This window comes from Melissococcus plutonius ATCC 35311 (assembly GCF_000270185.1).
Taxonomy (GTDB): domain Bacteria; phylum Bacillota; class Bacilli; order Lactobacillales; family Enterococcaceae; genus Melissococcus; species Melissococcus plutonius.
The window spans coordinates 743,177-764,730 of record NC_015516.1 but is presented as its reverse complement, the minus strand read 5'-3'; the positions used below and the strand labels follow the sequence as shown (position 1 = coordinate 764,730).

Below are 21,554 nucleotides of genomic sequence, written 5' to 3'. Positions count from 1 at the left end.
AACCAACTGTTAAGCTAAAAAATAAGAAGTTGAGAAAAAATTTCTCAACTTCTTATTTTTTAGCTTAACCCAATTCGATATTTTTTAATTCATTAATGTTTGGGCAGCTGTGATAATTGATAACTTGTAAATATCTTCTTCATTTGCACCACGTGATAAATCAGAAACTGGTTTATTCAATCCTTGTAGAATTGGACCAATTGCTTCAAAATTGCCTAAACGTTGTGCAATTTTATAACCAATATTACCAGATTGTAATTCAGGGAAAACAAACACTGTTGCCTGTCCAGCAACCTTTGAATCTGGTGCTTTCAATTGTGCAACAGATGCAACATAAGAAGCATCAAATTGTAACTCTCCATCAATTTCATATTCTGGTGCCATTTTTTTTGCTAATTCTGTTGCTTCTCTTACTTTATCCACTTCTGGTGCCTTGGCTGAACCTTTCGTTGAGAAACTCATCATAGCAACCTTTGGATCTATGTCGAATAATTCAGCAGTGTTAGCACTGGCCACCGCAATCTCTGCTAATTCCTGAGCATTCGGGTTAACATTGATTGCACAATCAGAGAATAAATATTTTTCTTGGTCACGTCCTCTAACCATAATCATAGCACCACTTGTTCGACTAATTCCTGGTTTTGTTTTAATGATTTGTAGTGCTGGACGAACAGTATCACCAGTTGCATGGATTGCTCCACTAACCATTCCGTCTGCAATTCCCATATAGGTTAGCATTGTGCAGAAATAATTTACATCTTTTAAGATTTTTTGTGCATCTTCTTCTGTTGCCTTTCCGTTACGGCGTTCAACAAAAGCAGCAACCATTTTATCCCAATCTTCATAGCTTTCTGGATCAATAATTGTAAAATTGGATGTTTTAATTCCACGTGCATGAGCAGCTTTAACAATCTCGTCCGAATTACCAATTAGAATAGGATCCAATAATTCCTCAGCCTTTAAACGAGCAGCTGCTCCCAAAATTCTTGGGTCAGTTGCTTCTGGAAAAACAACCCTAATATTACGGCGTACAACTTTAAATTTTAAGCTATCGAATAATTCCACGATATACCCTCCAATATCAATATTTACTTTCCAATCATACACCAAAAATAGAAAAAACAACAGTTATTTTTGACTGTATTAATAAAAAATTCCTTATATAGTCTTGTTTTTAATTTTTTTCTCATCTGAGGTGTAACAGTTAAGGTCTGTTTTGTTGTACTGTTTCAGGTAGTTGCCAATTGATTGGTGTTTCTCCTAGTTTTTCTAATGCTTGATTTGCCTTTGAAAATGGCTTAGAACCAAAAAAGCCACGGTGAGAAGATAAAGGACTTGGGTGAGAAGACTTAATGATAATATGTTTTTGTGTGTTGATCATTTTTATTTTTTCTTGAGCAGGTCTACCCCATAAAATGAATACAACTGGCTTTTCTCGTTCATTCAATTTTTTAATAATTGCATCTGTTAAATTTTCCCATCCCTTTCCTTGGTGGGAGTATGCTTGACCAGCTTGGACCGTTAAAACGGTATTTAATAACAAAACTCCTTGTTTTGCCCAGCTTTCTAAAAAACCATGAGAAACAGGCGCATATCCAAGATCAGCTTCCAATTCTTTATAAATATTCATTAATGAAGGTGGAATTTTTACGCATGGCTGAACAGAAAAACTTAATCCATGTGCCTGATTTGGTCCATGGTAGGGATCTTGACCTAAAATAACAACTTTTACTTTCTCAAAAGGTGTTAACTCTAATGCAGAAAAAATATGATACATATCTGGGTAAACTTTCTTATGCGTGTACTCTTCCTTTAAAAATTGACGTAATGCTATATAATACTCTTTAGAAAATTCATCTTCTAAAACGCTTTGCCAGCTATTATGAATAATTGTTTTCATTCTTATCTTCCTCCTCATCAATAGCATAGCGAATATTTATTAACAAAACAAGCAATTTTTCTTATTATGAACAGCGGAAAACGTGATACACTATAATTAAGAATTAATAAATGAAAGGTTGAAATTTATGATAAAATTAATCGCCTCAGATATGGATGGAACATTACTAGATGATAAGATGAGTATTTCAACAGACAATGCTTCAGCGATTAGAGAAGCAGAGCACCAAGGAATTGAATTTATAGTAGCTACTGGACGTGCTTATTCAGAAGCAAAACCACCATTAGAAGAAGCAGGAATTAATTGTGCCATGATTACATTAAATGGTGCACAGGTTTTTAATAAACAAGGAGAATCTATTTTAACTGCTGGCATTGAAAAACAATTAGCTCATAAAACCCTAGATATTTTGGATGCTCATGATATCTATTTTGAAATCTCAACCAATACAGGTGTCTACTCACAACAACGAGAAAAACGTATTGAAAATGTTGCTTCTTACATTTCAACTAATATGCCTCATTTAACTTATAAAATGGCTATTGCAATGGCGGCAGCACATCTCTCACTTTTGAACATTAATTATGTTGAGGATATCCATTCTCTAATCTCTGAAGAAAAAATTGAAATACTAAAAATTATTGGATTTAGTATTCATGGCAGTAAAGTTCTTCGTCCAATTGGTTCAGAAATTGAACAATCATCAGATCTAATTGTTACTTCTTCTTCTAAAAATAACATTGAGATTAATCATAAAAATGCCCAAAAAGGAATTGCTGTTTCCCGATTGGCTAAAAATATGAACCTAACGACCGATGAAGTAATGACAATTGGTGATAATTTTAATGATATAAGTATGCTTAAATGGGCAGGTGTCAGTTTTGCAATGGATAATGCAGAATTAGATGTCAAAAATTATGCAAAGTATCAAACAACGACCAATTTAGACAACGGTGTAGGTGTCGCTATTTTACGTGCTATTCAAGAAGATTTATAATCGTATTACATATAGATATCTATTCGTTACTACCAATGAAAGGAGGGAACGTAATGTCTGAATACTTTATACAAGAACAACAATTAGTAAATTTAACCCGTACAGTTGTCAAAGATATAAACGGTAAATCTATATTTTTATTAATTGGTCATTGGGGTACAAAGGGAGATGTCTTATCTCTTTACCAGATGAATGGTGAATTAGTTGCAAGTATTAGACAGGTTTCTTTTATATTCGGTACACGTTTTGATTTATATAAAGAATTTAAAAAAGTTGGTGTATTAAGAAAATTACTAAGTATATATGCCGATTTTTATTACATTGAGCAACTTCATTGGACAGTTATTGGTGATATTAAAAATCACTGTTATACTATTTATCATATGAATCATCAAATCATGAAGATGGATCGGGTAATCCTCTTCTCAGGAGACTATTTTCATCTTGATATAAAACAAGATGAAAACGCTCCACTTTGTATTTGTATTGCTGTTATTTTGGATTATTGGCTGTATAATAAGAAAAAACAACCTAACCCTTCTTCTATTGGATGGGAAGTTACCTAAAAGTATTAAAGTCACGTAACCTATAGTTTTGGGTCATTTAAATGGATGATAAAGATATGATTTAATAAAAAACCAATAAACTAGGTTTATTGGTTTTTTATTAAATAACAAATTAAAATAATTAAGCTTTTCTATAGTTAGCTTGCTAATCTACAGGTTTTTGCATATGATCATAAGTATGATCACTAATAATAATTTCATCTACATCTTTAAATCCCTGTCTTAAGTAAAGTTTTTTTGCTTCTTTATTTACCTTATCAACATTCAAACCAATAATTTTTTTATTTTCTTTCATAGCTAGTTGTGGTAACGCATTTAAAAGTTTAGAACCAATGCCTAGTCCCCGATATTTTTCATTGACAGAAATAGAATCCAAGTACCATTCATTTTCAAATGTTTCTGGATCAATAAATAATTGTGTATTTTCATTTAAACCATGATTTTTCATGACATTTCTAAGTGGTTTATCAATAATTGGTTCATCTTCTTCCGGATAACCAAAAGCAATACCGGCAACTTTTCCTTCTTGTTCATATACAAGACCACGCTTGTATCCATATCGATAATCTGGATCAGCAATTGCTTCTTCTAGAATATCTAGTACTTCTCTTTCAGAATGTTCATCTAATAATGGCAATTCCATATCTTTTAAAATGACTAAAATAAGTGGTGCAATCTCAGCAGCGTCTTCTTTTCTTGCAAAACGAATCATTTTATCTCCTCCATTTTCCTATATAAAAGTTTATCATTTTTTAACTTCAAATGCATCTTTAAATAAATAATTAGCAAAAATACTTAACTTTAATTATCAAACTAAAGTTAAGTATTTGTTTAGGAATCATTTATTGTATAGTTACTTGTACATTAGATTTTCTTCCCCATAATCGGCATTGATCTACTGTATCAAAATGAACATCAATAATATTTCCATGAATAGCACCACCGGTATCCCCAGCAATGGCAAATCCATAGCCAGCTACCTCTACCAATGATCCTAGTGGAATGATACTAGGATCAACAGCAATGACATTTGGATTTTTTCTTAAATCAATGCCAGTAGCACTAAATGGACTAGCGCCTGACTCTCTCCAGGAATAGGCAGTTGCTTGTACAATAATTTGGTGATTATTTCCATGTTCAGTTGGCAGGTTATTATACTCTGGTTTTTCTTTTATATTTTCTTGATCTGTTGGTTGCCCTGTTTCCTTTTTTGCATTTGATTGGACAGGTTCTTTATCAACGGTCTTTTTATTATGTTCAATTTCTGGTGTTTTTTTCATAGGTTCTTCTTTTATTAGTGATTTTTTTACTACTTCCTGCTTTACAGTTTCTGTCTTTTTAGCGACTTTTTTCATTGATTCATCATGTCTAATTTTTTCTTCAGCTAACTTCTTTTGTTCTTGCTGTTTTTTACTAGCAATTTGTGTAAGTAAATTTTGGTTTTTGGCGAGTTGATCTTTTAAATCCGTCACCTGTTCATTCATGCTAGATGCTTCGTCTTGCGCTTTCGATTCATTTGCTTTTAATTGATCTTTTGTTTTTTTGGATTCAATTTGTAAGTTAGTTAATTTTGTTCTTTCATCGATCAACCGATTTACCTTTTCTTTTTCTGCATTCTGTAAAATGGACATGGCGTACGCTCTATTAAAAAAGTCTGTCAAATTTTCTGAATTTAATAAGGCTTGCCAAGTACGTTGTGAACCACTCAACTGTACATCCTTCATTCGATTTCCAACGGCTTTTTTTCTGCGATCAATATTTTTTTCCGTCGTTTCCATTTCTTTTTGTAAAGTTTTCAAGGTTGCTTCAGATTTCGAAATATTTTTTTTGAGTTTTTCAACTTCAGCATATTTTTTATTTACTTCTGTTAATGCTGTGTTGATATTTTGAGTAATTGATTGTGTATTCTCTGTTGCTTTTTTCTCTTCTGTCTTTAAAGAATCTAATGATTCCGCTAAAGTTGTTATAGGGAAAATAAGTTGAAGAGATATAAATGTTACTAAAACGGGTAGTAACTTTTTCATTTGCACTATATCCAACATCCTTCCTAACAATATTCAATATTATGCATGTCACCTAACATAATCTATTATACTAATTTGACAAGCATTTTTTATTTCAATATAGTTACAGTTCATTACAATTTAAATTTTAAAATATCATAATTGTAATATTCTTTTTCTTATTTTTAATAAAATTGTTACTTAAAATTTTTTGCATCTATATTTAAGCGCTTTATGTATCGATAATTTTTTAATATTTTGTAATAAACTAGACAAAGATATAACAAATATTTCAATTTATTTAATGTAATATAATAGTAATTTTTATTTAATATTCTTTAATTTATCTACTATTTATTTAATAAATATATATATATATTAGTAATAATCAGGTCTTTCAGCTTTTATAATTAATTTTAAAATTTGATTTTCCTAGATATTCATCTGTTTGAAAAAATAAAGCATCAGTAAAATTAATGGATTACCCATCTCTATGAAATTGTTGATTTGCTAGGTCTTTTAAAACAACCAATGAAGAGAATTATCTTTTGGTTCTTTAATTAAATATTTAGCAACATGAAATAGAATAAAGAATAAAATTTAATTTTTTATGGATCTTTTTAAATAGATTCAGCAACTTTAATTGTCAGGAAATTTAACGTATAATAAAAGGGATAAGGAGGAAATTTATGTTTGGTTTATTAATTTATGCAAAAAAATATCGAAAACAAATTATCTTGGGGCCAATTTTTAAATTTTTGGAGGTTTGCTTTGAATTGGTTTTACCTTTATTTATGTCACGTTTAGTCGATCAAGGGATTGTTCACAATGATCGTGCTTATATTTTTCAAACTGCTGGCTGGATGCTAGGTATGTCAGTTATCGGCCTTTCCTGTGTTTTGGTCTGCCAATATTTTGCTTCTATTGCCTCACAAGGATTTGGTACAGAACTACGTTACCAGTTGATGAAAAAAATCAATCAATTATCCTATTCTGAATTAAATAGTTTTGGTACTGATACATTAATTACGCGAATAACAAATGATGTAAATCAATTACAAAATGCACTTGCTATGCTTATCCGCTTGGTTATCCGTGCACCTTTTTTGAGTATTGGTTCAGTCATTATGGCTTTTTATATTAACTTTCAAATGGGATTGATTTTCCTAGTTATGTTACCAATATTTTGTATTCTTTTATTTTTTATCATAAAAACAACTGTTCCCCTGTATAAAAAGGTTCAAGGGAAACTAGATCGTTTAAACTTGCAAATCCAACAAAACTTAAGTGGCGTTCGTGTTATTCGTGCTTTTGCACAAAAAAAAACCGAGCAGCAACAAGTAGATCATATTTCAAATGATCTTTCCAAAGTGTATACACGTGTTGCCAATATTTCAGCTTTATTAACTCCTATAACAACACTTATATTAAACTTGGGCATCTTATTATTACTTTATATGGGTGGTATAAAAGTAAATACAGGTAGTCTCAAACAAGGTGAAGTTTTAGCTTTGATAAATTATATGAATCAAATGTTGTTAGCATTAATTGTTGTTTCGAATCTAGTCATTATTTTTACCCGTGCTTCTGCTTCTGCCTCACGTGTTAATGAGGTATTAGATGTTATTCCTACTCAAACCATCGATAAAAAACTACCTATTCATTCTATTGAAGCCATTCAATTTGATCATGTATCATTTCGTTATGAAAAAGAAGCTGGCCTTACATTAGATGATATTTCTTTAACCATTTTTAAGGGAACAGTTTTAGGAATTACAGGACCAACAGGCAGTGGAAAAAGTACGTTAACTCAGCTAATTCCTCGTTTTTATGATGTAAGTGACGGTAATTTATTCGTTGGTGGAAAAAACGTACGTGATTGGTCAATTGATTCCTTAAGAAGTAAAATTCGTTTAGTTCCTCAAACAGCAGTTTTATTTACAGGAACGATTCGTGAAAATCTTCAATGGGGGAAATCAGATGCTTCTGATGAAGAATGTTGGCAAGCATTGGAAATTGCTCAATGTAAAGATTTTGTTGCACAACTATCTCATGGATTGGATACACCAATCTATGAAGGAGGAAAAAACTTTTCAGGTGGGCAACGACAACGATTAACGATTGCACGTGCCTTGGTTGGAAAACCGGATCTTCTAATTTTGGATGACTCACTCAGTGCACTAGATTATCAGACAGACTTGGCATTACGAACAGCATTAAAGAGAGAATTAAAACATATCACGATTATTCTAATTTCCCAACGTATTCGTTCGCTTTCACAAGCACAGCAGATATTAGTATTAAATAACGGAAAACAAGTTGGACTTGGAACGCATGAAGAACTAATGAGAAATTCAAAAGAATACCAAGAAATTGTAGCATCACAAGAGGAGGGCAAAAATTAGGTGAAAGCAAAACAAAAAAATTCTACTATCTTTAAACGTTTTATTCCTTACCTACTTGCTTATCCGATTGAGCTGACAGGTGCCATTATCTTAGGTATTATTTGCGGGTTAACCACTGTTCTAATGACCTACTATATTGGTAAATCGGTGGATATAATGGTTAAAGAAGGACATGTTAATTTCGATAAACTTATACATTTACTCATCCTTTTAGGAGGAATCTTACTTGTTACAGTAATCAGTCAATGGTTAATTCAGCTATTAGGAAACCGAATTGCTTATGAATCAACAACGGCATTAAGAAAAGACACATTTGCACATTTAAATAAGTTACCTTTAAGTTATTTTGATCAAACCTCTCATGGAAATATTGTTAGTCGTTTTACAAATGATATTGATAATATTTCAATTGCTTGTGTTCAAATATTTAATCAATTATTTTCAGGATTATCAATTGTTATTATTTCTTTAATCTTTATGATTTACTTAAGTCCTCTATTAACACTTATAATACTTGTTACAACACCTATTATCTTTATCGTGAATTGGATTGTTGCAGTTAGCTCACAACAAAATTTTTCACAACAACAAAAAATTGTAGGAGAAATCTCAGGTTTTGTTTCAGAGATTATAAGTAATCAAAAAATCGTTAAGGCTTTTCAACAAGAACATACTACTCAAGAAACTTTTGATACTCTAAATAAACAACTTTATTTTAGTGGCCAAAGAGCACAATTCTCTTCTTCTTTAACGAATCCACTTTCTCGTTTTATTGATCATCTTTCTTATTTATCAATTGGACTTATAGGTGGTTTGCTTATTTTAAATGGAAATTCTCAAATAACAATTGGAATTATTTCTAGTTTTACAATTTATTCCAGTCAATTCTCAAAACCTTTTATTGAAATTTCAGGTATTATTACACAGATTCAAACAGCGTTAGCTGGTTTAAGTAGGACCTTTGAAATTATTGATCAACCAATTGAAACACCAGATTCTCCTAATGCAATCACCTTAAAACAGGTAAAAGGAAATATTAATTTTAATCATGTTTACTTTTCCTATACACCCTCAAAACCATTGATTGAAGACTTTAATTTACAAGTTTCTTCTGGTGAAACTATTGCGATTGTAGGTAAAACGGGTGCAGGAAAATCAACTCTAATTAATTTACTTATGCGATTTTATGAAGTTGACAAGGGAAGTATCATTATTGACGGCCAAGATATTCGAACCATTAAAAGAGATAGCTTGAGAAAAAGTTTTGGAATGGTTTTACAAGACACCTGGTTATTCAATAGTACAATTCGAGAAAACTTAATTTATGGTAAACCAAACGCTACAGATGAGGAAATACAATCTGCTATGAAAAAAGCGTATATTTTTGATTTTGTTGAACGGTTACCACATGGATTAGAAACCATTATTGGTAGCAGTGGCATTAAAATTTCTGATGGACAACGTCAACTTATGACTATTGCTAGAACAATGATTAGCAATCCACCTATGTTGATACTTGATGAGGCCACAAGTTCTGTTGACACACTAACAGAAAAGAAGATTCAAGATGCCTTTTTAGAAATGATGAAAGGACGAACAAGTTTTGTTATTGCTCATCGTCTATCCACAATTAAAAATGCAGAAAAAATTCTTGTAATGGATAATGGCCATATCGTTGAAATTGGTAGTCATGAAAAATTAATAAATAAAGAAAATGGTTATTATAAAAATCTTTATGAAGCACAATTTAAAAATCAAACCACAACTAGCTAATATAATATGAACGACAAGAAAAAGAACAATAGATTTATTAAAAAATCTATTGTTCTTTTATCTTCATTTATTAAATTATCGTTTTAAAAAGTTATAGGAAGAAATTTTATTTCCTAGATAATACGTTATTATAACTTGTATTGGTACAAAAATAAGATTTTTAATTATTCTAGGCACCCACCAAACAAAATTTTTCAGATCTACACCATACATTAATCCTAACCATAAAGGCACTAAGAATAAATGAATAAGAATCGTTACTACTAGTGTAGCTGAAATAGTGCGTAACCAGGTTATTTTTTTTCTATAATAAAAATAACCATAAATCAGACCAGTTAAAAACGCATTTAAGGTAAAACCAGGAAAATAGGCAGCTTTTGGAAATAATAACATACCTACAATGTCTGCAACAGCTAAACTAATTCCTGTCCAAAATGGACCGAACAACATTGCGGTTAATGTCTCTGGTATAAACGTTAGACCGACCTTCAAAAACTGCGTTTCATAAGTAATAAAACGAGAAAAAATGACCATTAAGGCAATCAACAGGCCTAGTAACGTAACCATTCTTGTTTCTAACCTACTCTTCTTTTTTAACATCTAGCATCTCCTTTTAGAGCTGCTACACAAATCATTATGCAGCGAATGCGAAAATAAAACCGCGAATATATAGATACAATATTCTTCGTCAAGAAGGCAACATCCCATCCTTCGAGCACTTAACGCTTTATTTTCTACTCTGTTTATTCATTTAGACTATATCATATAGCAATTAAAATAACAATCGCTAGTTCAAAAATGTTAAAAAGCGATTGGACGATTATCATTTTCATGGATAATCTCTCTAAAATTAACAAAACCTGCCTGTAATCCTCTCAATAAAACTTCTGCTGTACCAATATTGGTAGCTAAAGGTATTTCATACACATCACTTAATCGGATCAATGCATTTACATCTGGTTCGTGAGGTTGCGCAGCTAATGGATCTCGCAAAAAAATAATTAAATCTAGATTGTCTTCAGAAATCATTGCACCAATCTGTTGATCACCACCTAAGGGGCCAGGATTAAAACGATGAACAGAAAGCCCAGTCGTTTCAATAATTTTTTGTCCCGTTGTTCCTGTTGCATATAAGTTATGATCTTTTAAAATTTCTTTATAGGCTGTTACTAATTTTAGCATCAAATCTTTCTTACGGTCATGTGCAATTAAAGCAATTTTCATTTTTATTTCTCCTTTATTTACTATCTGACTTTCTCATAGTATATCAAAAAAATTTTCATAAAATACAATTTTTTGTCAATTTGACAAAAAAATCAGGAATTTATTGTGCAGAATGCCATTGATAAATTATAGCGCTTACAATATACTCAAATTATCTAAAAGAGAAAGAAGTGTATCCGTATGGTAAAAATGGCTTTAACTCATGTCTATAAAAAATATGATAATGCAGAAAATTACTCTGTCACAGATTTTAATCTCACGATTGCTGATCGTGAATTTATTGTATTCGTTGGCCCTTCAGGTTGTGGAAAATCAACCACCTTACGAATGATTGCTGGGTTAGAAGATATTACAAAAGGTGAACTGAGCATTGGAGATAAGGTTGTCAATGACGTAGCACCTAAAGATCGTGACATTGCAATGGTTTTTCAAAATTATGCGCTCTACCCACATATGACAGTATTTGACAATATGGCATTTGGTTTAAAATTAAGGAAATATGATAAAACAGAAATAAAAAAACGTGTAGAAAATGCTGCAGACATCTTAGGTTTAACAGAATACTTAAAACGCAAACCAGCTGCACTCTCTGGTGGACAACGTCAACGTGTTGCCTTGGGACGTGCAATAGTCCGTGATGCAAAGGTCTTTCTAATGGATGAACCCTTATCTAATCTAGATGCAAAATTACGGGTAGCAATGAGAGCAGAAATAGCAAAATTACATCAACGATTAGAAACCACAACTATTTATGTCACACATGATCAAACAGAAGCAATGACCATGGCCGATCGAATTGTTATTATGAAAGAAGGAATTATTCAACAAATTGGTACACCAAAAGAAGTTTATAATTCACCCACAAATGTTTTTGTTGCTGGTTTTATTGGTTCACCAGCTATGAACTTCTTCACAGTTACATTAAATAACGGCATTATCCAAGATGGACAGGGATTGAAATTAGCCATTCCGGCTGGTAAAAATAAATTATTGGTTCAAAAAGGTTATGAAGGAAAAAAACTAATTTTTGGAATTCGTCCAGAAGATATTCATGGAGAACAAATTGCCTTAGATACCATGCCAGACGCAGTCGTAAATTCTGAGGTTGTTGTTTCTGAATTATCGGGTGCAGAAACCATGCTTTATACAAAAATTGGTGATATTGAATTTATTTCAAAAGTCGATGCACGTGATTACCACAATCCAGGTGAAATGGTTGATTTAGCCTTTAATATTAGTAAGGGACATTTTTTTGATCCAGAAACTGAGGCAGTCATTACTACTGAATAGCATCATTTTGTTATACAGGCATTTAAAAAATGCCACTTTAAAATAAAGATAAAGCATAGAGTTCCCTTAACGTTTATAAGGTTCTCTATGCTTTTTTAGGAGGTAATTATATTGACTTGTTCTATCTAGAAACATTACTTTATTGTAAAGTAGCCAGGATAAATCATTTATCTTTTTCATTTTTACGTAATACCACCTATTTATTCATTAACCATGAAGCGTACAAACTTAAAAAAGAAACGATTTCTCATGTAATTCTATTTATTATTACTATACTATTTTTTTAGTATTACCCAATTGCTAAATCTCTTAACCTATATAGCCAAATTTTATTAAGAACGATTGATTATTAATGAGTTGCTCAGACGAGCAAATTCAGCTAAAGATAAAGTTTCCCCACGTCTAGAAGCAACAATTTCAGCTTGTTCAAGACTTTTTATTAACCATTGTTTTGTTGATTCCTCTTTTCCATAAAAATGGAGTAGATTATTCCATAATGTTTTACGACGCAATTGAAAAGCTGCTCTTGTTAATTTAAAAAATTCTTTTTCATTTATTACATCAACAATTGGTTTTGATCGTCTTGTGAGTTTGATAACTGCTGAGTCAACATTTGGCTGAGGAACAAATACCGTTTTTGGAACAATAAATGCAATGGTCGCTTCCATAAAATACTGAACAGCAATAGACAGTGAACCGTAAGCCTTAGTTCCTGGTTTAGCAGAAATTCGATCGGCTACTTCTTTTTGCATCATAACAACCATTTCTTCTACAATCAAATCAGATTGTAAGAAATACATCAAAATAGGAGTTGTAATATAATAAGGTAAATTAGCCACAATTTTGATAGGATAAGCCTGCTGAAATACTGCTTGTGTTTCTTTCACTAAATCGGTTTTTAATACATCCTGATTAACAATCGTTATATTATTGTAGGGCTGTAATGTATCTGCCAAAATTCTAATCAAGTTATGATCAATTTCAAAAGCCAATACCTGTCCAGCTTGTTGTGCTAGTTGTTCAGTCAATGCACCAATACCTGGTCCAACCTCAATAACGTTGACTTCTTTAGTTAAATTAGCTGTTGCGACAATTTTTTTTAGTATATTTGGTTCAGTTAAAAAATTTTGACCAAGACTTTTTTTTAATGAAAAGTCATATTTTTTTAGTATTTCTTTTGTTCGAGAAGGGGTCGCAATTTCTTTATATTCATTCAATAGAATTCCTCCACTTTTGCATTGCTTCTTTTAATTCAGCTGATGTTATTCTAAACATCTTTAACCTTTTTTCTAATTGTTTACCATTTGTATAGCCAATTACTAAAATTTCACCTAGACATTCACGTCTTTTTTTAGCACCCTTGCCAGTTATTAGTTGGTAATTAATCAATTCTTGTTTAGTAATTTCTTGATAATCATCTTTTTCATAAATAGGTGTAACTACCCGTTTTAACGCATCTATAATTGCTGCGTCACTAGCATGTTCAACTCCTAAACTTTTTCCTGGTTTTTTTGGTCTTGCTAATTTTCTAGGTAGAAAAGCATGCTTAGCATTTGGCACAATTTCCATAATTATTTTACGAATTTTCTCACCCGAATAATCTGGATCGGTAAAAACAATTACTCCTCGTTTTTCTTGTGCATGACTGATTCTTGTTAAAATTTCCTGATTGATTGCTGATCCAATCGTTTCAATGGTATCTGCGTCAACTACTTCCTGTATTCTTCTTGTGTCATCTTTACCTTCGACGATAATAATTTCATTAATTTTCATTTTTCTTTTCATTTATTTATCCTAAATAGCTTGTGAGCATTTTCTGTGCTTTTTTCTGCAATGACTTCAAAAGGCAAACCCTTTAATTCAGCAATCTTTTCAACAACATAGCGTGTATAACCTGGTTCATTTCGTTTTCCTCTATAGGGAACTGGTGTTAAATAAGGAGCATCTGTTTCAACTAAAAAACGATCTAAAGGAACCATTGTTGCTGCTGATTGAACATCTAAAGCTTTCTTAAAGGTAACAACACCACTAAAGGATATATGCATTCCCAAATCTAAAAATTTTTCCATCCATTCGACGTCTCCACTAAATGTATGCATAACGCCACCAATTTTACTAATTTGTTCATCTTTCAAAATAGCATATGTATCTTCCAGGGCATCACGTGTATGTACACAAATTGGTAAGTTCATCTCTCTAGCAATAGCAATTTGACGTCTAAATACTTTCTCCTGAATTTCCTTTGGGTCCTTCATCCAATAGTAGTCCAAGCCAATCTCACCAACTGCAACCACCTTTTGAAGTTCTAATAATTTTTGGATATTTATTTCAATTGCTTCAGTATACTGACCAGCTTCCGTTGGGTGCCAGCCAATGATACTATAAATATTTTCATAATTATCACTTAATTCAATCGATTTTTTAATTGTCGGTTCATCAAATCCAACAACAGCCATTTCTTTTACAGCCATGTCTTCTGCACGTTGGATAGTTTCTACTAAATCATTTTCAAATTGTTCTGTATTTAAGTTTGTAAGTGAATCAAAAATCATTTTGCCACCTCCTATTTTTTCTTACCATTTTTCTAATCATATACTGGTTCTTTATTTTTAGCATACTTCTTAAAAAGAAAGTATTCATTCTTTAAAAAAATAAATAACAATAAATGGCTAATAATCTTTTTAAGCACATTGTAATCTTTCCTTGCATATATAATTCATCTTTTTAATTATCTAGCTTAAAACAACCTAAATAATTGAGAAAGAATAGAGCAATTTTAAAAGTAAACATTCTCCGTTACTTTCAAAATTGCCTTTCTTTTTCTTTATTTTAAAAATGCGATGAATCAAGCAATGATTGCGCCATTTGGCATTTCATGAGGTGCTTCAACTAATTGAATATCTCCCTTTGGTGATTCGGCTGAAAGAATCATTCCTTGACTAATTTGTCCACACATTTTTCTAGGTGCTAGATTTGCAACAATAACAACCTTTTTACCAATTAGCTCGCTTGGTTCAGGATAATATTCTGCTAGTCCAGAAAGAATTTGTCGATCTTGCTCGTCGCCAGCATCTAATCGAAATTGAAGTAATTTATTTGATTTTTTTACTTTTTGACAGGCAATGACTTCTGCTACCTTTAATTCTACTTTATCAAAATCATCATATATAATTTCTTTTTCCTTAACCGAAGTAAGTTTTGTCCGAGATGGATCCCATTTAGTAGCTTCTTCTTCATGAGTTGGTTGAACCATGTTAGGCGTCATTTTTTGCTTAATATATGCTACCTCTTCTTCCATGTCTAGACGAGGAAATAGGGGAACACCCTTGCCAACTACCTTAGTTCCAATAGGGAATTCGCCAAAATGAATCTCCTGCATTTTCATCATATTCGGGTCCAATCCAAGTTGTTCAAATATCTTTTGAGGAATTTTTGTCATGATTGGTTGCAATAAAATGGCAACAATACGTAAACTCTCTGCTAAATGAACCATGACACTATTGAGTTCATTTTCCTTGGTTTCATCCTTAGCTAAAATCCAGGGAGCTGTCTCATCAATATATTTATTCGCCCGAGAAACTAATACCCAAATCTCAGTAATCGCTGTATTGAATTCCATTTTTTCCATTGCTTCATGGTAACGACTAATGACGTTTGCAGCAGTTGTTGATAATTCACTGTCAAATGGTGTTACTTTTGAAGCATAAGCTGGTACATTTCCCTGGCAATATTTATTAACCATAGCAATAGTACGATTTAGTAAATTTCCTAAATCATTTGCTAAATCATAATTAATATGAGAAAGAAAATCTTCAGGCGTAAATACCCCATCACTACCGAAAGGGATAGCTCTTAATAAATAGTAACGAAAGGCATCTAATCCGTAACGTTCAACAAGTACCTCAGGATAAATAACATTACCTTTTGATTTTGACATTTTGCCGTCTTTCATTAATAACCAACCATGTCCAAAGATTTTTTTAGGTAATGGTAAATCTAAAGCCATCAACATAATTGGCCAGTAAATGGTATGAAAACGCATAATTTCTTTACCAACAACTTGCACATTTGCTGGCCAGTATTTTTCAAATAAATGGTTATCTGAGCTATTATAGCCTAAAGCTGTAATATAATTAGACAATGCATCAATCCAAACATAAACAACATGTTTAGGATCATTTTTTAATGGGATTCCCCAAGAAAAACTCGTTCTTGAAACAGCTAAATCTTCTAAACCAGGTTTAATGAAATTATTAATCATTTCATTTTTTCTGAATTCTGGCTGAATAAATTCAGGATGCTCATTATAATAATCCAATAATCGATCTGAATATTTACTCATACGCAAGAAATAAGACTCTTCTTTAACTAATTCTACTTCATGTCCACTTGGAGCTTTTCCTCCAATAACATTCCCTTCTTCATCTTTGTAAACTTCAGCCAACTGTGTTTCTGTAAAATATTCCTCATCAGAAACGGAATACCAACCTTGATATTCGCCTAAGTAAATGTCTCCTTGCTCAACCAGACGATCAAAAATTTTTTGAACAGCTTCTTTATGATAATCATCTGTTGTTCGAATAAATTTATCATAACTAATATCTAATGTTTGCCATAAATCTTGAATATCGTTAGCCATTTGATCTACATAGGTTTGTGGGCTTATTTCTAATTCTTCTGCTTTTTTTTCAATTTTTTGACCATGTTCATCTACACCTGTTAGATAGAATACATCAAAACCCATTAGACGTTTGTAGCGTGCCATAGCATCACAAGCAACCGTTGTATATGCATTACCAATATGTAATTTTCCACTAGGATAATAGATCGGTGTAGTGATATAAAATGTTCCCTTTGTCATGCAAAAAAGCCTCCTTCTATACTTATCCCTAATAATCAAGTAGATTCCCAAATAGTATACCATAATTTAAATTAATTGAACCATTGATCCCTAATTTTCTTAAAATGAACCATTAAAATAGAACAAAACTTACTTTCCAGTCTATAGTCTAGAATAAACATACCGCTCATCATTTAGTATTCAAAAATTCTTTCTGTCTTCACCAAAATAACTCAGAAATGGAAAAAATAATTTCATTGTTGTTCCCTCTCCGACTGTCGATTCAACTGTTAATTGGTGTCCTAATTTCTCAGCTAAATTTTTTGCCAAATATAATCCTAGACCCGTTGAATGTTGTTTCCCTAATCTACCATTTTTACCTGTAAATCCCTTATCAAAAATTCTTCTTTGATCCTCTATAGGAATTCCTATTCCTGTATCTTTAAGTGATAAACAGATAACTGAGTGTTTATGATCAATTTCAACGATTATTTTACCAGCATTTGGTGTATACTTAAGTGCATTGCTAAGTAACTGTTGAAAAATGAACGTTACCCACTTTGTATCTGTTAAAACCATCTGGTCCTCGCCTATGATAGAAAATTGTATATTTTTTTGAATAAAGTAATTCATCTGATTTCGTACTACTGATTGCACAATTGTTTTCAGCGAATACTCTTGGACCAAATAATCCTTTGAGAAATTATCTAAACGAGCATAATAGAGAACTTGTTCTACATATTCTTCAATTTTTTTTAATTCATTTTCTAATTGATAATATTTTTTTTCAGGAATTTCTTCTTCAACAGACTGTAAAATTAACATAACTGCAGATAAAGGCACCTTGATCTCATGAACCCAAGTATCAATGTATTCTTTTTGCTCTTGTTGATTGTTAATGAATTGCTGCATTGTTTGTTGATACTCAAGTAACAGGTCATTAATATATGCTTGTATAATTTTTTCTTCTTCCTTTGTAGCAATCGTTAGATATTCTTGCAAGGAAGGTGGTTGTTCCTTTGTATCAAATACTTTCCACCAACGTATTTTTAAAGAATAACCAATGACTAAAAATACACCTAAAAATAAGCCACTAAGTAAAAATAGATAACTCATTGTTGAAAAATCAAAGTTCGTTGTTGGAGAGAGCCATAAAATAAAACTAGTCAACAAAATAAAAAATAGCCAGCTGACCAAAAACAACCAATGATCTTTTAAATATTTCCAACCGTTCATCTCGCTGTTCCTCCTATGGAACGATGTAGCCTTGTCCTACCTTTGTTTCAATGTATCCTTTGATACCTGCTTGTTCAATTTTTCTTCTGATACGATTAATGTTAACTGTCAGTGTATTATCATCAACAAACCGCTCATCTTCCCATAAAGCACGAAGTAATTTCTCCCTTGTTAAGATTTTTCCATTCTTTTTCATTAAAATATAAAGCAATCGATATTCATTCTTACTTAAATCAATAACCTGACCATTAATCTCCATACTACCATTATCTATATTTAAAGTAATACCATTATGTGATATCTTCTCACTGCTTACTTCTGAATAATTATAAGTACGACGTATTAATGCATTAATTTTAGCAATCAATACATCCATTTGAAAAGGTTTAGTGACAAAATCATCTGCTCCCATATTCATCGCCATAATCATGTCCATATTTGTATTTCTACTAGAAATGAAAATAATTGGTATATTTGATTGCTTGCGAATTTTTTGGCACCAATAATAACCATCAAAAACTGGTAGATTAATATCTAAAAGAAGTAATTGTGGTTTTTCTTCTTCAAAGTTTTCTAGTACGTTTTGAAAATTTATTGTACTAAAAACTGTAAATTGCCATTTTTTTAATTCTTCAGCAATTAATTCACGAATCGTTGTTTCGTCTTCTACAATCATTATTTTTACCATATTTTTCATCCTTTATATCTCTTTCTTTTGTCCTATTTTACCAGATTCTTATTGTCTATAGTGCACTAATAATTTCTATCTAGACAGTAATATTTATTCTATTAAAAAACTTGATCAAAAGTCAAGATACCTTGCTATCTATAACTACTATTTCTACTTTAAATAGAAGACTAATAACAATTGGTAATTTATGAATAGTACAACAATGAAAGCTGATTTCATTTCAAACATATATCTATAAACCATTTAAATAGTGAGATGTAAAATAAACACAGATAGTCTAATCTAACCTCAAATCGTGCTTTCAAAAACATTTGTTCGTTTTGTTAAATGGATAAGAACAGTTTATATTTATAAATGCAATTTTTATCGATTATAAACAGATATATATTATTTAACAAGCATTGAATTCATTATTTCTACATACTTACTCTATTTATATAAAACTAAGTTCTATAATTAATTTTCCAATAAATGCAAAAATACCATCAAACAATAAAATCAACATGTTTGTTCCCCAAATAATAGACAATTTTTCTATTCCAGCTGCTTCATGTCTTTGTTTCAAGTATAAGAAAAGAAAAAAGTTACAGCTATAAGTAAAAGTTGTTAAAAGAACGATTAGTTTAATCATTCGCTCACTTCTCCTATCTATAAAGTTTAATTACTAGACTAGTTAGGTATTATGAATGATGAAAAAATGATAGTTAATTAATTATTTTTTAATTAAAATGACTACCTTTCATTATAAGTATAACGCTATCATTTAGTAATTCAAACTATTATCTATCTAGTAAGTAGATCCCTTTATAGAAGTTTTAAAGTGATACGCTAAAAAATTCTTTTAATGAATGAATCAAAACTAATAATCATTATGGCAACTTTTTTATCTTAGTTGTTATTATTCATAAAACCAGTAGATTATTTTAAATAAAAAAGTCTCCTTCATTAGAAAGAGACTAAAATTATGCAATATTAAGATCAATTTATTATTTACTCAATGCTTCTTTTGCTTGGTCAGCCAATACAGTGAAGGCCGTAGCATCATTAACAGCTAAATCAGCTAACATTTTACGATTAATATCAATTTCAGCTAATTTTAAGCCATGCATTAATTTTGAATAGCTCAATCCATTCATACGAGCAGCTGCATTAATACGAGCAATCCAAAGTTTTCTGAAATCACGTTTTTTCTGACGACGATCTCTAAATGCATAGTAATATGAATTCATTACTTGTTCTTTTGCTGATTTGAATAATGTATGTTTTGATCCATAATAGCCTTTTGCTAATTTAAGGATTTTTTTACGACGTTTACGGCTTACAGTTCCACCTTTAACACGTGCCATGTTTAATTCCTCCTAAATACCTATCATTTCTTAAAATGTTATTTGTAAGTATCACGACTCAATAATATTTATTTCATTTTTGCTAGTTGTTGACGGATACGTTTGTAATCGCCTGTTGAAACCATACTTGCCTTACGTAATTGACGACGTTGCTTTTTGGTTTTGCCATGAAAACGGTGACTTGTAAATGCACGAAATCTTTTTAAACCACCTTTACCAGTACGTTTGAAACGTTTTACTGATCCACGGTGTGTTTTTTGTTTTGGCATGACTAATTTCCTCCTCAAATCTTTTTCAAGTTAATCAATTTCTTAAATTGATTAAGAAGTGATTTACAAGAAATAACTAAAAATCTTTTTACTTATATTATGTTATTTATCATTTTTTGGTGATAGTGTTAAAAACATACTACGACCATCCATTTTCGCTTTTTGCTCTACTGTTGCAATATCTGCAGTTTCTTTAGCTAAGCGATCAAGAACTTCCTGACCAATTTCTTTATGGGTAATAGCACGGCCTTTAAAGCGAATAGAAGCTTTAACTTTATCCCCTTTTTCCAAAAATTTACGTGCATTACGAAGTTTTGTATTAAAGTCATTTAAATCAATAGTAGGACTTAAACGTACCTCTTTTACGTTGATCACTTTTTGTTTTTTGCGTGCTTCTCGTTCTTTTTTCTGTTGTTCAAAATGAAATTTTCCGTAATCCATTATTCGAGCAACAGGTGGTTTTGCTCCTGGAGCAACTAGAACTAAATCTAAATTAGCTGCTTCTGCTTGTTTTAATGCATCTACTTTAGATATTACACCCAACTGTTCACCATTTTGTCCGATCAAACGTAACTCACGCGCACGAATACCGTCATTTACCATCATATCCTTTGCTATGGTCATTCACCTCCAAATTTTTTAAAGAGAAACCTTACTACTTGTAATAAAAGCACTGATAATAAAAAAACAGGTACTGTCATAACAGAACCCGCACTTATCTTTATTCATAATTGCTAAAAATGAATAATTACTATCTAGCCCAGTGACAAAGTCTGCTAAGGCGAGAAGCGGGTAGCTCCTACTTTTATTTCTCAACTATATTACTATACAATAAATAAATAAAATTGTCAAATGAAGATTTAGTTAATAACTAAATTTTTATCGATTGAGACTGCATTTAACTAAGTAAGACATAAATAAAATTAATCTCTTTTATTTTAAGTATGTTTTATCCTATACAGAGTATAGTAAAATAAGCAATTATGCTAAAATTTTTTTAAAGCGAAACAACAT

21 protein-coding genes, 1 riboswitch and 1 other annotated feature are annotated in these 21,554 nt (G+C 31.3%); of the genes, 5 read left to right on the top strand and 16 right to left on the bottom strand.

What is annotated here, in order from left to right:
* Window positions 1–84 precede the first annotated feature (84 nt).
* Window positions 85–1,065, bottom strand: coding sequence for a phosphate acetyltransferase (gene pta / locus MPTP_RS03225; RefSeq protein ID WP_013773633.1), 981 nt, complete (start codon window positions 1,063–1,065; stop codon window positions 85–87).
* 139 nt (window positions 1,066–1,204) lie between these two features.
* Window positions 1,205–1,900: a uracil-DNA glycosylase gene (locus tag MPTP_RS03220; RefSeq protein WP_013773632.1), complete on the bottom strand. Its 696-nt coding sequence runs from the start codon at window positions 1,898–1,900 to the stop codon at window positions 1,205–1,207.
* A gap of 127 nt (window positions 1,901–2,027) precedes the next feature.
* On the opposite strand from MPTP_RS03220, the gene MPTP_RS03215 reads away from it, so the two are divergent.
* Window positions 2,028–2,897, top strand: coding sequence for a Cof-type HAD-IIB family hydrolase (locus MPTP_RS03215; RefSeq protein WP_013773631.1), 870 nt, complete (start codon window positions 2,028–2,030; stop codon window positions 2,895–2,897).
* Window positions 2,898–2,950: 53 nt separating this feature from the next.
* Window positions 2,951–3,463, top strand: coding sequence for an LURP-one-related/scramblase family protein (locus tag MPTP_RS03210; protein ID WP_013773630.1), 513 nt, complete (start codon window positions 2,951–2,953; stop codon window positions 3,461–3,463).
* Window positions 3,464–3,608: 145 nt separating this feature from the next.
* Here MPTP_RS03210 and MPTP_RS03205 read toward each other — a convergent pair whose 3' ends face one another.
* Together MPTP_RS03205 and MPTP_RS03200 are read right to left on the bottom strand one after the other, a co-directional pair.
* Window positions 3,609–4,175, bottom strand: a complete 567-nt coding sequence (locus MPTP_RS03205; protein ID WP_013773629.1) for a GNAT family N-acetyltransferase — start codon at window positions 4,173–4,175, stop codon at window positions 3,609–3,611.
* Window positions 4,176–4,305: 130 nt separating this feature from the next.
* Window positions 4,306–5,505 carry a 3D domain-containing protein gene (locus MPTP_RS03200; protein WP_172956375.1) on the bottom strand — a complete coding sequence of 400 codons (1,200 nt, stop codon included), beginning with the start codon at window positions 5,503–5,505 and terminating at the stop codon, window positions 4,306–4,308.
* A 650-nt stretch (window positions 5,506–6,155) separates the two neighbouring features.
* On the opposite strand from MPTP_RS03200, the gene MPTP_RS03195 reads away from it, so the two are divergent.
* Together MPTP_RS03195 and MPTP_RS03190 are read left to right on the top strand one after the other, a co-directional pair.
* Window positions 6,156–7,871: an ABC transporter ATP-binding protein gene (locus MPTP_RS03195; RefSeq protein ID WP_013773627.1), complete on the top strand. Its 1,716-nt coding sequence runs from the start codon at window positions 6,156–6,158 to the stop codon at window positions 7,869–7,871.
* Window positions 7,872–9,644: an ABC transporter ATP-binding protein gene (locus MPTP_RS03190; protein ID WP_013773626.1), complete on the top strand. Its 1,773-nt coding sequence runs from the start codon at window positions 7,872–7,874 to the stop codon at window positions 9,642–9,644.
* A gap of 75 nt (window positions 9,645–9,719) precedes the next feature.
* On the opposite strand, the gene MPTP_RS03185 is transcribed toward MPTP_RS03190, so the two are convergent.
* Window positions 9,720–10,244, bottom strand: a complete 525-nt coding sequence (locus MPTP_RS03185; RefSeq protein ID WP_013773625.1) for a folate family ECF transporter S component — start codon at window positions 10,242–10,244, stop codon at window positions 9,720–9,722.
* A gap of 37 nt (window positions 10,245–10,281) precedes the next feature.
* Window positions 10,282–10,388: riboswitch (THF riboswitch) on the bottom strand.
* A 57-nt stretch (window positions 10,389–10,445) separates the two neighbouring features.
* The gene (gene mgsA / locus MPTP_RS03180) at window positions 10,446–10,868 is read right to left on the bottom strand and encodes a methylglyoxal synthase (RefSeq protein WP_013773624.1); all 423 of its coding nucleotides are present in this window, start codon (window positions 10,866–10,868) and stop codon (window positions 10,446–10,448) included.
* Between the two features lie 180 nt (window positions 10,869–11,048).
* Between mgsA and MPTP_RS03175 the strand changes: the two genes are divergently transcribed.
* Complete coding sequence (locus tag MPTP_RS03175; protein WP_013773623.1) at window positions 11,049–12,158, top strand: ABC transporter ATP-binding protein; 1,110 nt, start codon at window positions 11,049–11,051, stop codon at window positions 12,156–12,158.
* Between the two features lie 332 nt (window positions 12,159–12,490).
* On the opposite strand, the gene rsmA is transcribed toward MPTP_RS03175, so the two are convergent.
* From rsmA to infC, 10 genes are all read right to left on the bottom strand, one after another.
* Window positions 12,491–13,375 (bottom strand): 16S rRNA (adenine(1518)-N(6)/adenine(1519)-N(6))-dimethyltransferase RsmA, encoded by an 885-nt coding sequence (gene rsmA / locus MPTP_RS03170; protein ID WP_013773622.1) that lies wholly within the window; start codon window positions 13,373–13,375, stop codon window positions 12,491–12,493.
* Complete coding sequence (gene rnmV, locus MPTP_RS03165) at window positions 13,368–13,943, bottom strand: ribonuclease M5 (protein WP_013773621.1); 576 nt, start codon at window positions 13,941–13,943, stop codon at window positions 13,368–13,370. Before rnmV ends, rsmA begins: the two co-directional genes overlap by 8 nt.
* Window positions 13,940–14,710 carry a TatD family hydrolase gene (locus tag MPTP_RS03160; protein ID WP_013773620.1) on the bottom strand — a complete coding sequence of 257 codons (771 nt, stop codon included), beginning with the start codon at window positions 14,708–14,710 and terminating at the stop codon, window positions 13,940–13,942. Before MPTP_RS03160 ends, rnmV begins: the two co-directional genes overlap by 4 nt.
* 293 nt (window positions 14,711–15,003) lie before the next feature.
* A complete protein-coding gene (metG, locus tag MPTP_RS03155; RefSeq protein ID WP_013773619.1) occupies window positions 15,004–17,019 on the bottom strand; it encodes a methionine--tRNA ligase in 2,016 nt (671 codons plus the stop codon).
* Window positions 17,020–17,199: 180 nt separating this feature from the next.
* On the bottom strand, window positions 17,200–18,234 hold the full coding sequence (gene sapS / locus MPTP_RS03150; RefSeq protein WP_013773618.1) for a two-component system sensor histidine kinase SapS: 1,035 nt from the start codon (window positions 18,232–18,234) through the stop codon (window positions 17,200–17,202).
* 13 nt (window positions 18,235–18,247) lie between these two features.
* Window positions 18,248–18,922: a two-component system response regulator SapR gene (sapR, locus tag MPTP_RS03145; protein ID WP_041363529.1), complete on the bottom strand. Its 675-nt coding sequence runs from the start codon at window positions 18,920–18,922 to the stop codon at window positions 18,248–18,250.
* 436 nt (window positions 18,923–19,358) lie between these two features.
* Complete coding sequence (locus MPTP_RS03140) at window positions 19,359–19,556, bottom strand: hypothetical protein (protein ID WP_013773616.1); 198 nt, start codon at window positions 19,554–19,556, stop codon at window positions 19,359–19,361.
* Between the two features lie 355 nt (window positions 19,557–19,911).
* Window positions 19,912–20,271: a 50S ribosomal protein L20 gene (gene rplT / locus MPTP_RS03135; protein ID WP_013773615.1), complete on the bottom strand. Its 360-nt coding sequence runs from the start codon at window positions 20,269–20,271 to the stop codon at window positions 19,912–19,914.
* A 68-nt stretch (window positions 20,272–20,339) separates the two neighbouring features.
* Window positions 20,340–20,540, bottom strand: a complete 201-nt coding sequence (gene rpmI, locus MPTP_RS03130; protein ID WP_013773614.1) for a 50S ribosomal protein L35 — start codon at window positions 20,538–20,540, stop codon at window positions 20,340–20,342.
* Window positions 20,541–20,642: 102 nt separating this feature from the next.
* Window positions 20,643–21,164 carry a translation initiation factor IF-3 gene (infC, locus tag MPTP_RS03125; protein ID WP_013773613.1) on the bottom strand — a complete coding sequence of 174 codons (522 nt, stop codon included), beginning with the start codon at window positions 21,162–21,164 and terminating at the stop codon, window positions 20,643–20,645.
* Between the two features lie 49 nt (window positions 21,165–21,213).
* Window positions 21,214–21,351: a sequence feature (ribosomal protein L20 leader region), on the bottom strand.
* Between the last annotated feature and the right edge of the window lie 203 nt (window positions 21,352–21,554).

What these genes read in the sequence shown, in the direction of transcription:
- MPTP_RS03220 (WP_013773632.1), bottom strand. Translation starts at nt 1,900, where the DNA reads ATGAAAACAATTATTCATAATAGCTGGCAAAGCGTTTTAGAAGATGAA.
- MPTP_RS03215 (WP_013773631.1), top strand. Translation starts at nt 2,028, where the DNA reads ATGATAAAATTAATCGCCTCAGATATGGATGGAACATTACTAGATGAT.
- MPTP_RS03210 (WP_013773630.1), top strand. Translation starts at nt 2,951, where the DNA reads ATGTCTGAATACTTTATACAAGAACAACAATTAGTAAATTTAACCCGT.
- MPTP_RS03205 (WP_013773629.1), bottom strand. Translation starts at nt 4,175, where the DNA reads ATGATTCGTTTTGCAAGAAAAGAAGACGCTGCTGAGATTGCACCACTT.
- MPTP_RS03200 (WP_172956375.1), bottom strand. Translation starts at nt 5,505, where the DNA reads ATGTTGGATATAGTGCAAATGAAAAAGTTACTACCCGTTTTAGTAACA.
- MPTP_RS03195 (WP_013773627.1), top strand. Translation starts at nt 6,156, where the DNA reads ATGTTTGGTTTATTAATTTATGCAAAAAAATATCGAAAACAAATTATC.
- MPTP_RS03185 (WP_013773625.1), bottom strand. Translation starts at nt 10,244, where the DNA reads ATGTTAAAAAAGAAGAGTAGGTTAGAAACAAGAATGGTTACGTTACTA.
- mgsA (WP_013773624.1), bottom strand. Translation starts at nt 10,868, where the DNA reads ATGAAAATTGCTTTAATTGCACATGACCGTAAGAAAGATTTGATGCTA.
- MPTP_RS03175 (WP_013773623.1), top strand. Translation starts at nt 11,049, where the DNA reads ATGGTAAAAATGGCTTTAACTCATGTCTATAAAAAATATGATAATGCA.
- rnmV (WP_013773621.1), bottom strand. Translation starts at nt 13,943, where the DNA reads ATGAAAAGAAAAATGAAAATTAATGAAATTATTATCGTCGAAGGTAAA.
- MPTP_RS03160 (WP_013773620.1), bottom strand. Translation starts at nt 14,710, where the DNA reads ATGATTTTTGATTCACTTACAAACTTAAATACAGAACAATTTGAAAAT.
- metG (WP_013773619.1), bottom strand. Translation starts at nt 17,019, where the DNA reads ATGACAAAGGGAACATTTTATATCACTACACCGATCTATTATCCTAGT.
- sapS (WP_013773618.1), bottom strand. Translation starts at nt 18,234, where the DNA reads ATGAACGGTTGGAAATATTTAAAAGATCATTGGTTGTTTTTGGTCAGC.
- sapR (WP_041363529.1), bottom strand. Translation starts at nt 18,922, where the DNA reads ATGGTAAAAATAATGATTGTAGAAGACGAAACAACGATTCGTGAATTA.
- MPTP_RS03140 (WP_013773616.1), bottom strand. Translation starts at nt 19,556, where the DNA reads ATGATTAAACTAATCGTTCTTTTAACAACTTTTACTTATAGCTGTAAC.
- rplT (WP_013773615.1), bottom strand. Translation starts at nt 20,271, where the DNA reads ATGGCACGTGTTAAAGGTGGAACTGTAAGCCGTAAACGTCGTAAAAAA.
- rpmI (WP_013773614.1), bottom strand. Translation starts at nt 20,540, where the DNA reads ATGCCAAAACAAAAAACACACCGTGGATCAGTAAAACGTTTCAAACGT.
- infC (WP_013773613.1), bottom strand. Translation starts at nt 21,164, where the DNA reads ATGACCATAGCAAAGGATATGATGGTAAATGACGGTATTCGTGCGCGT.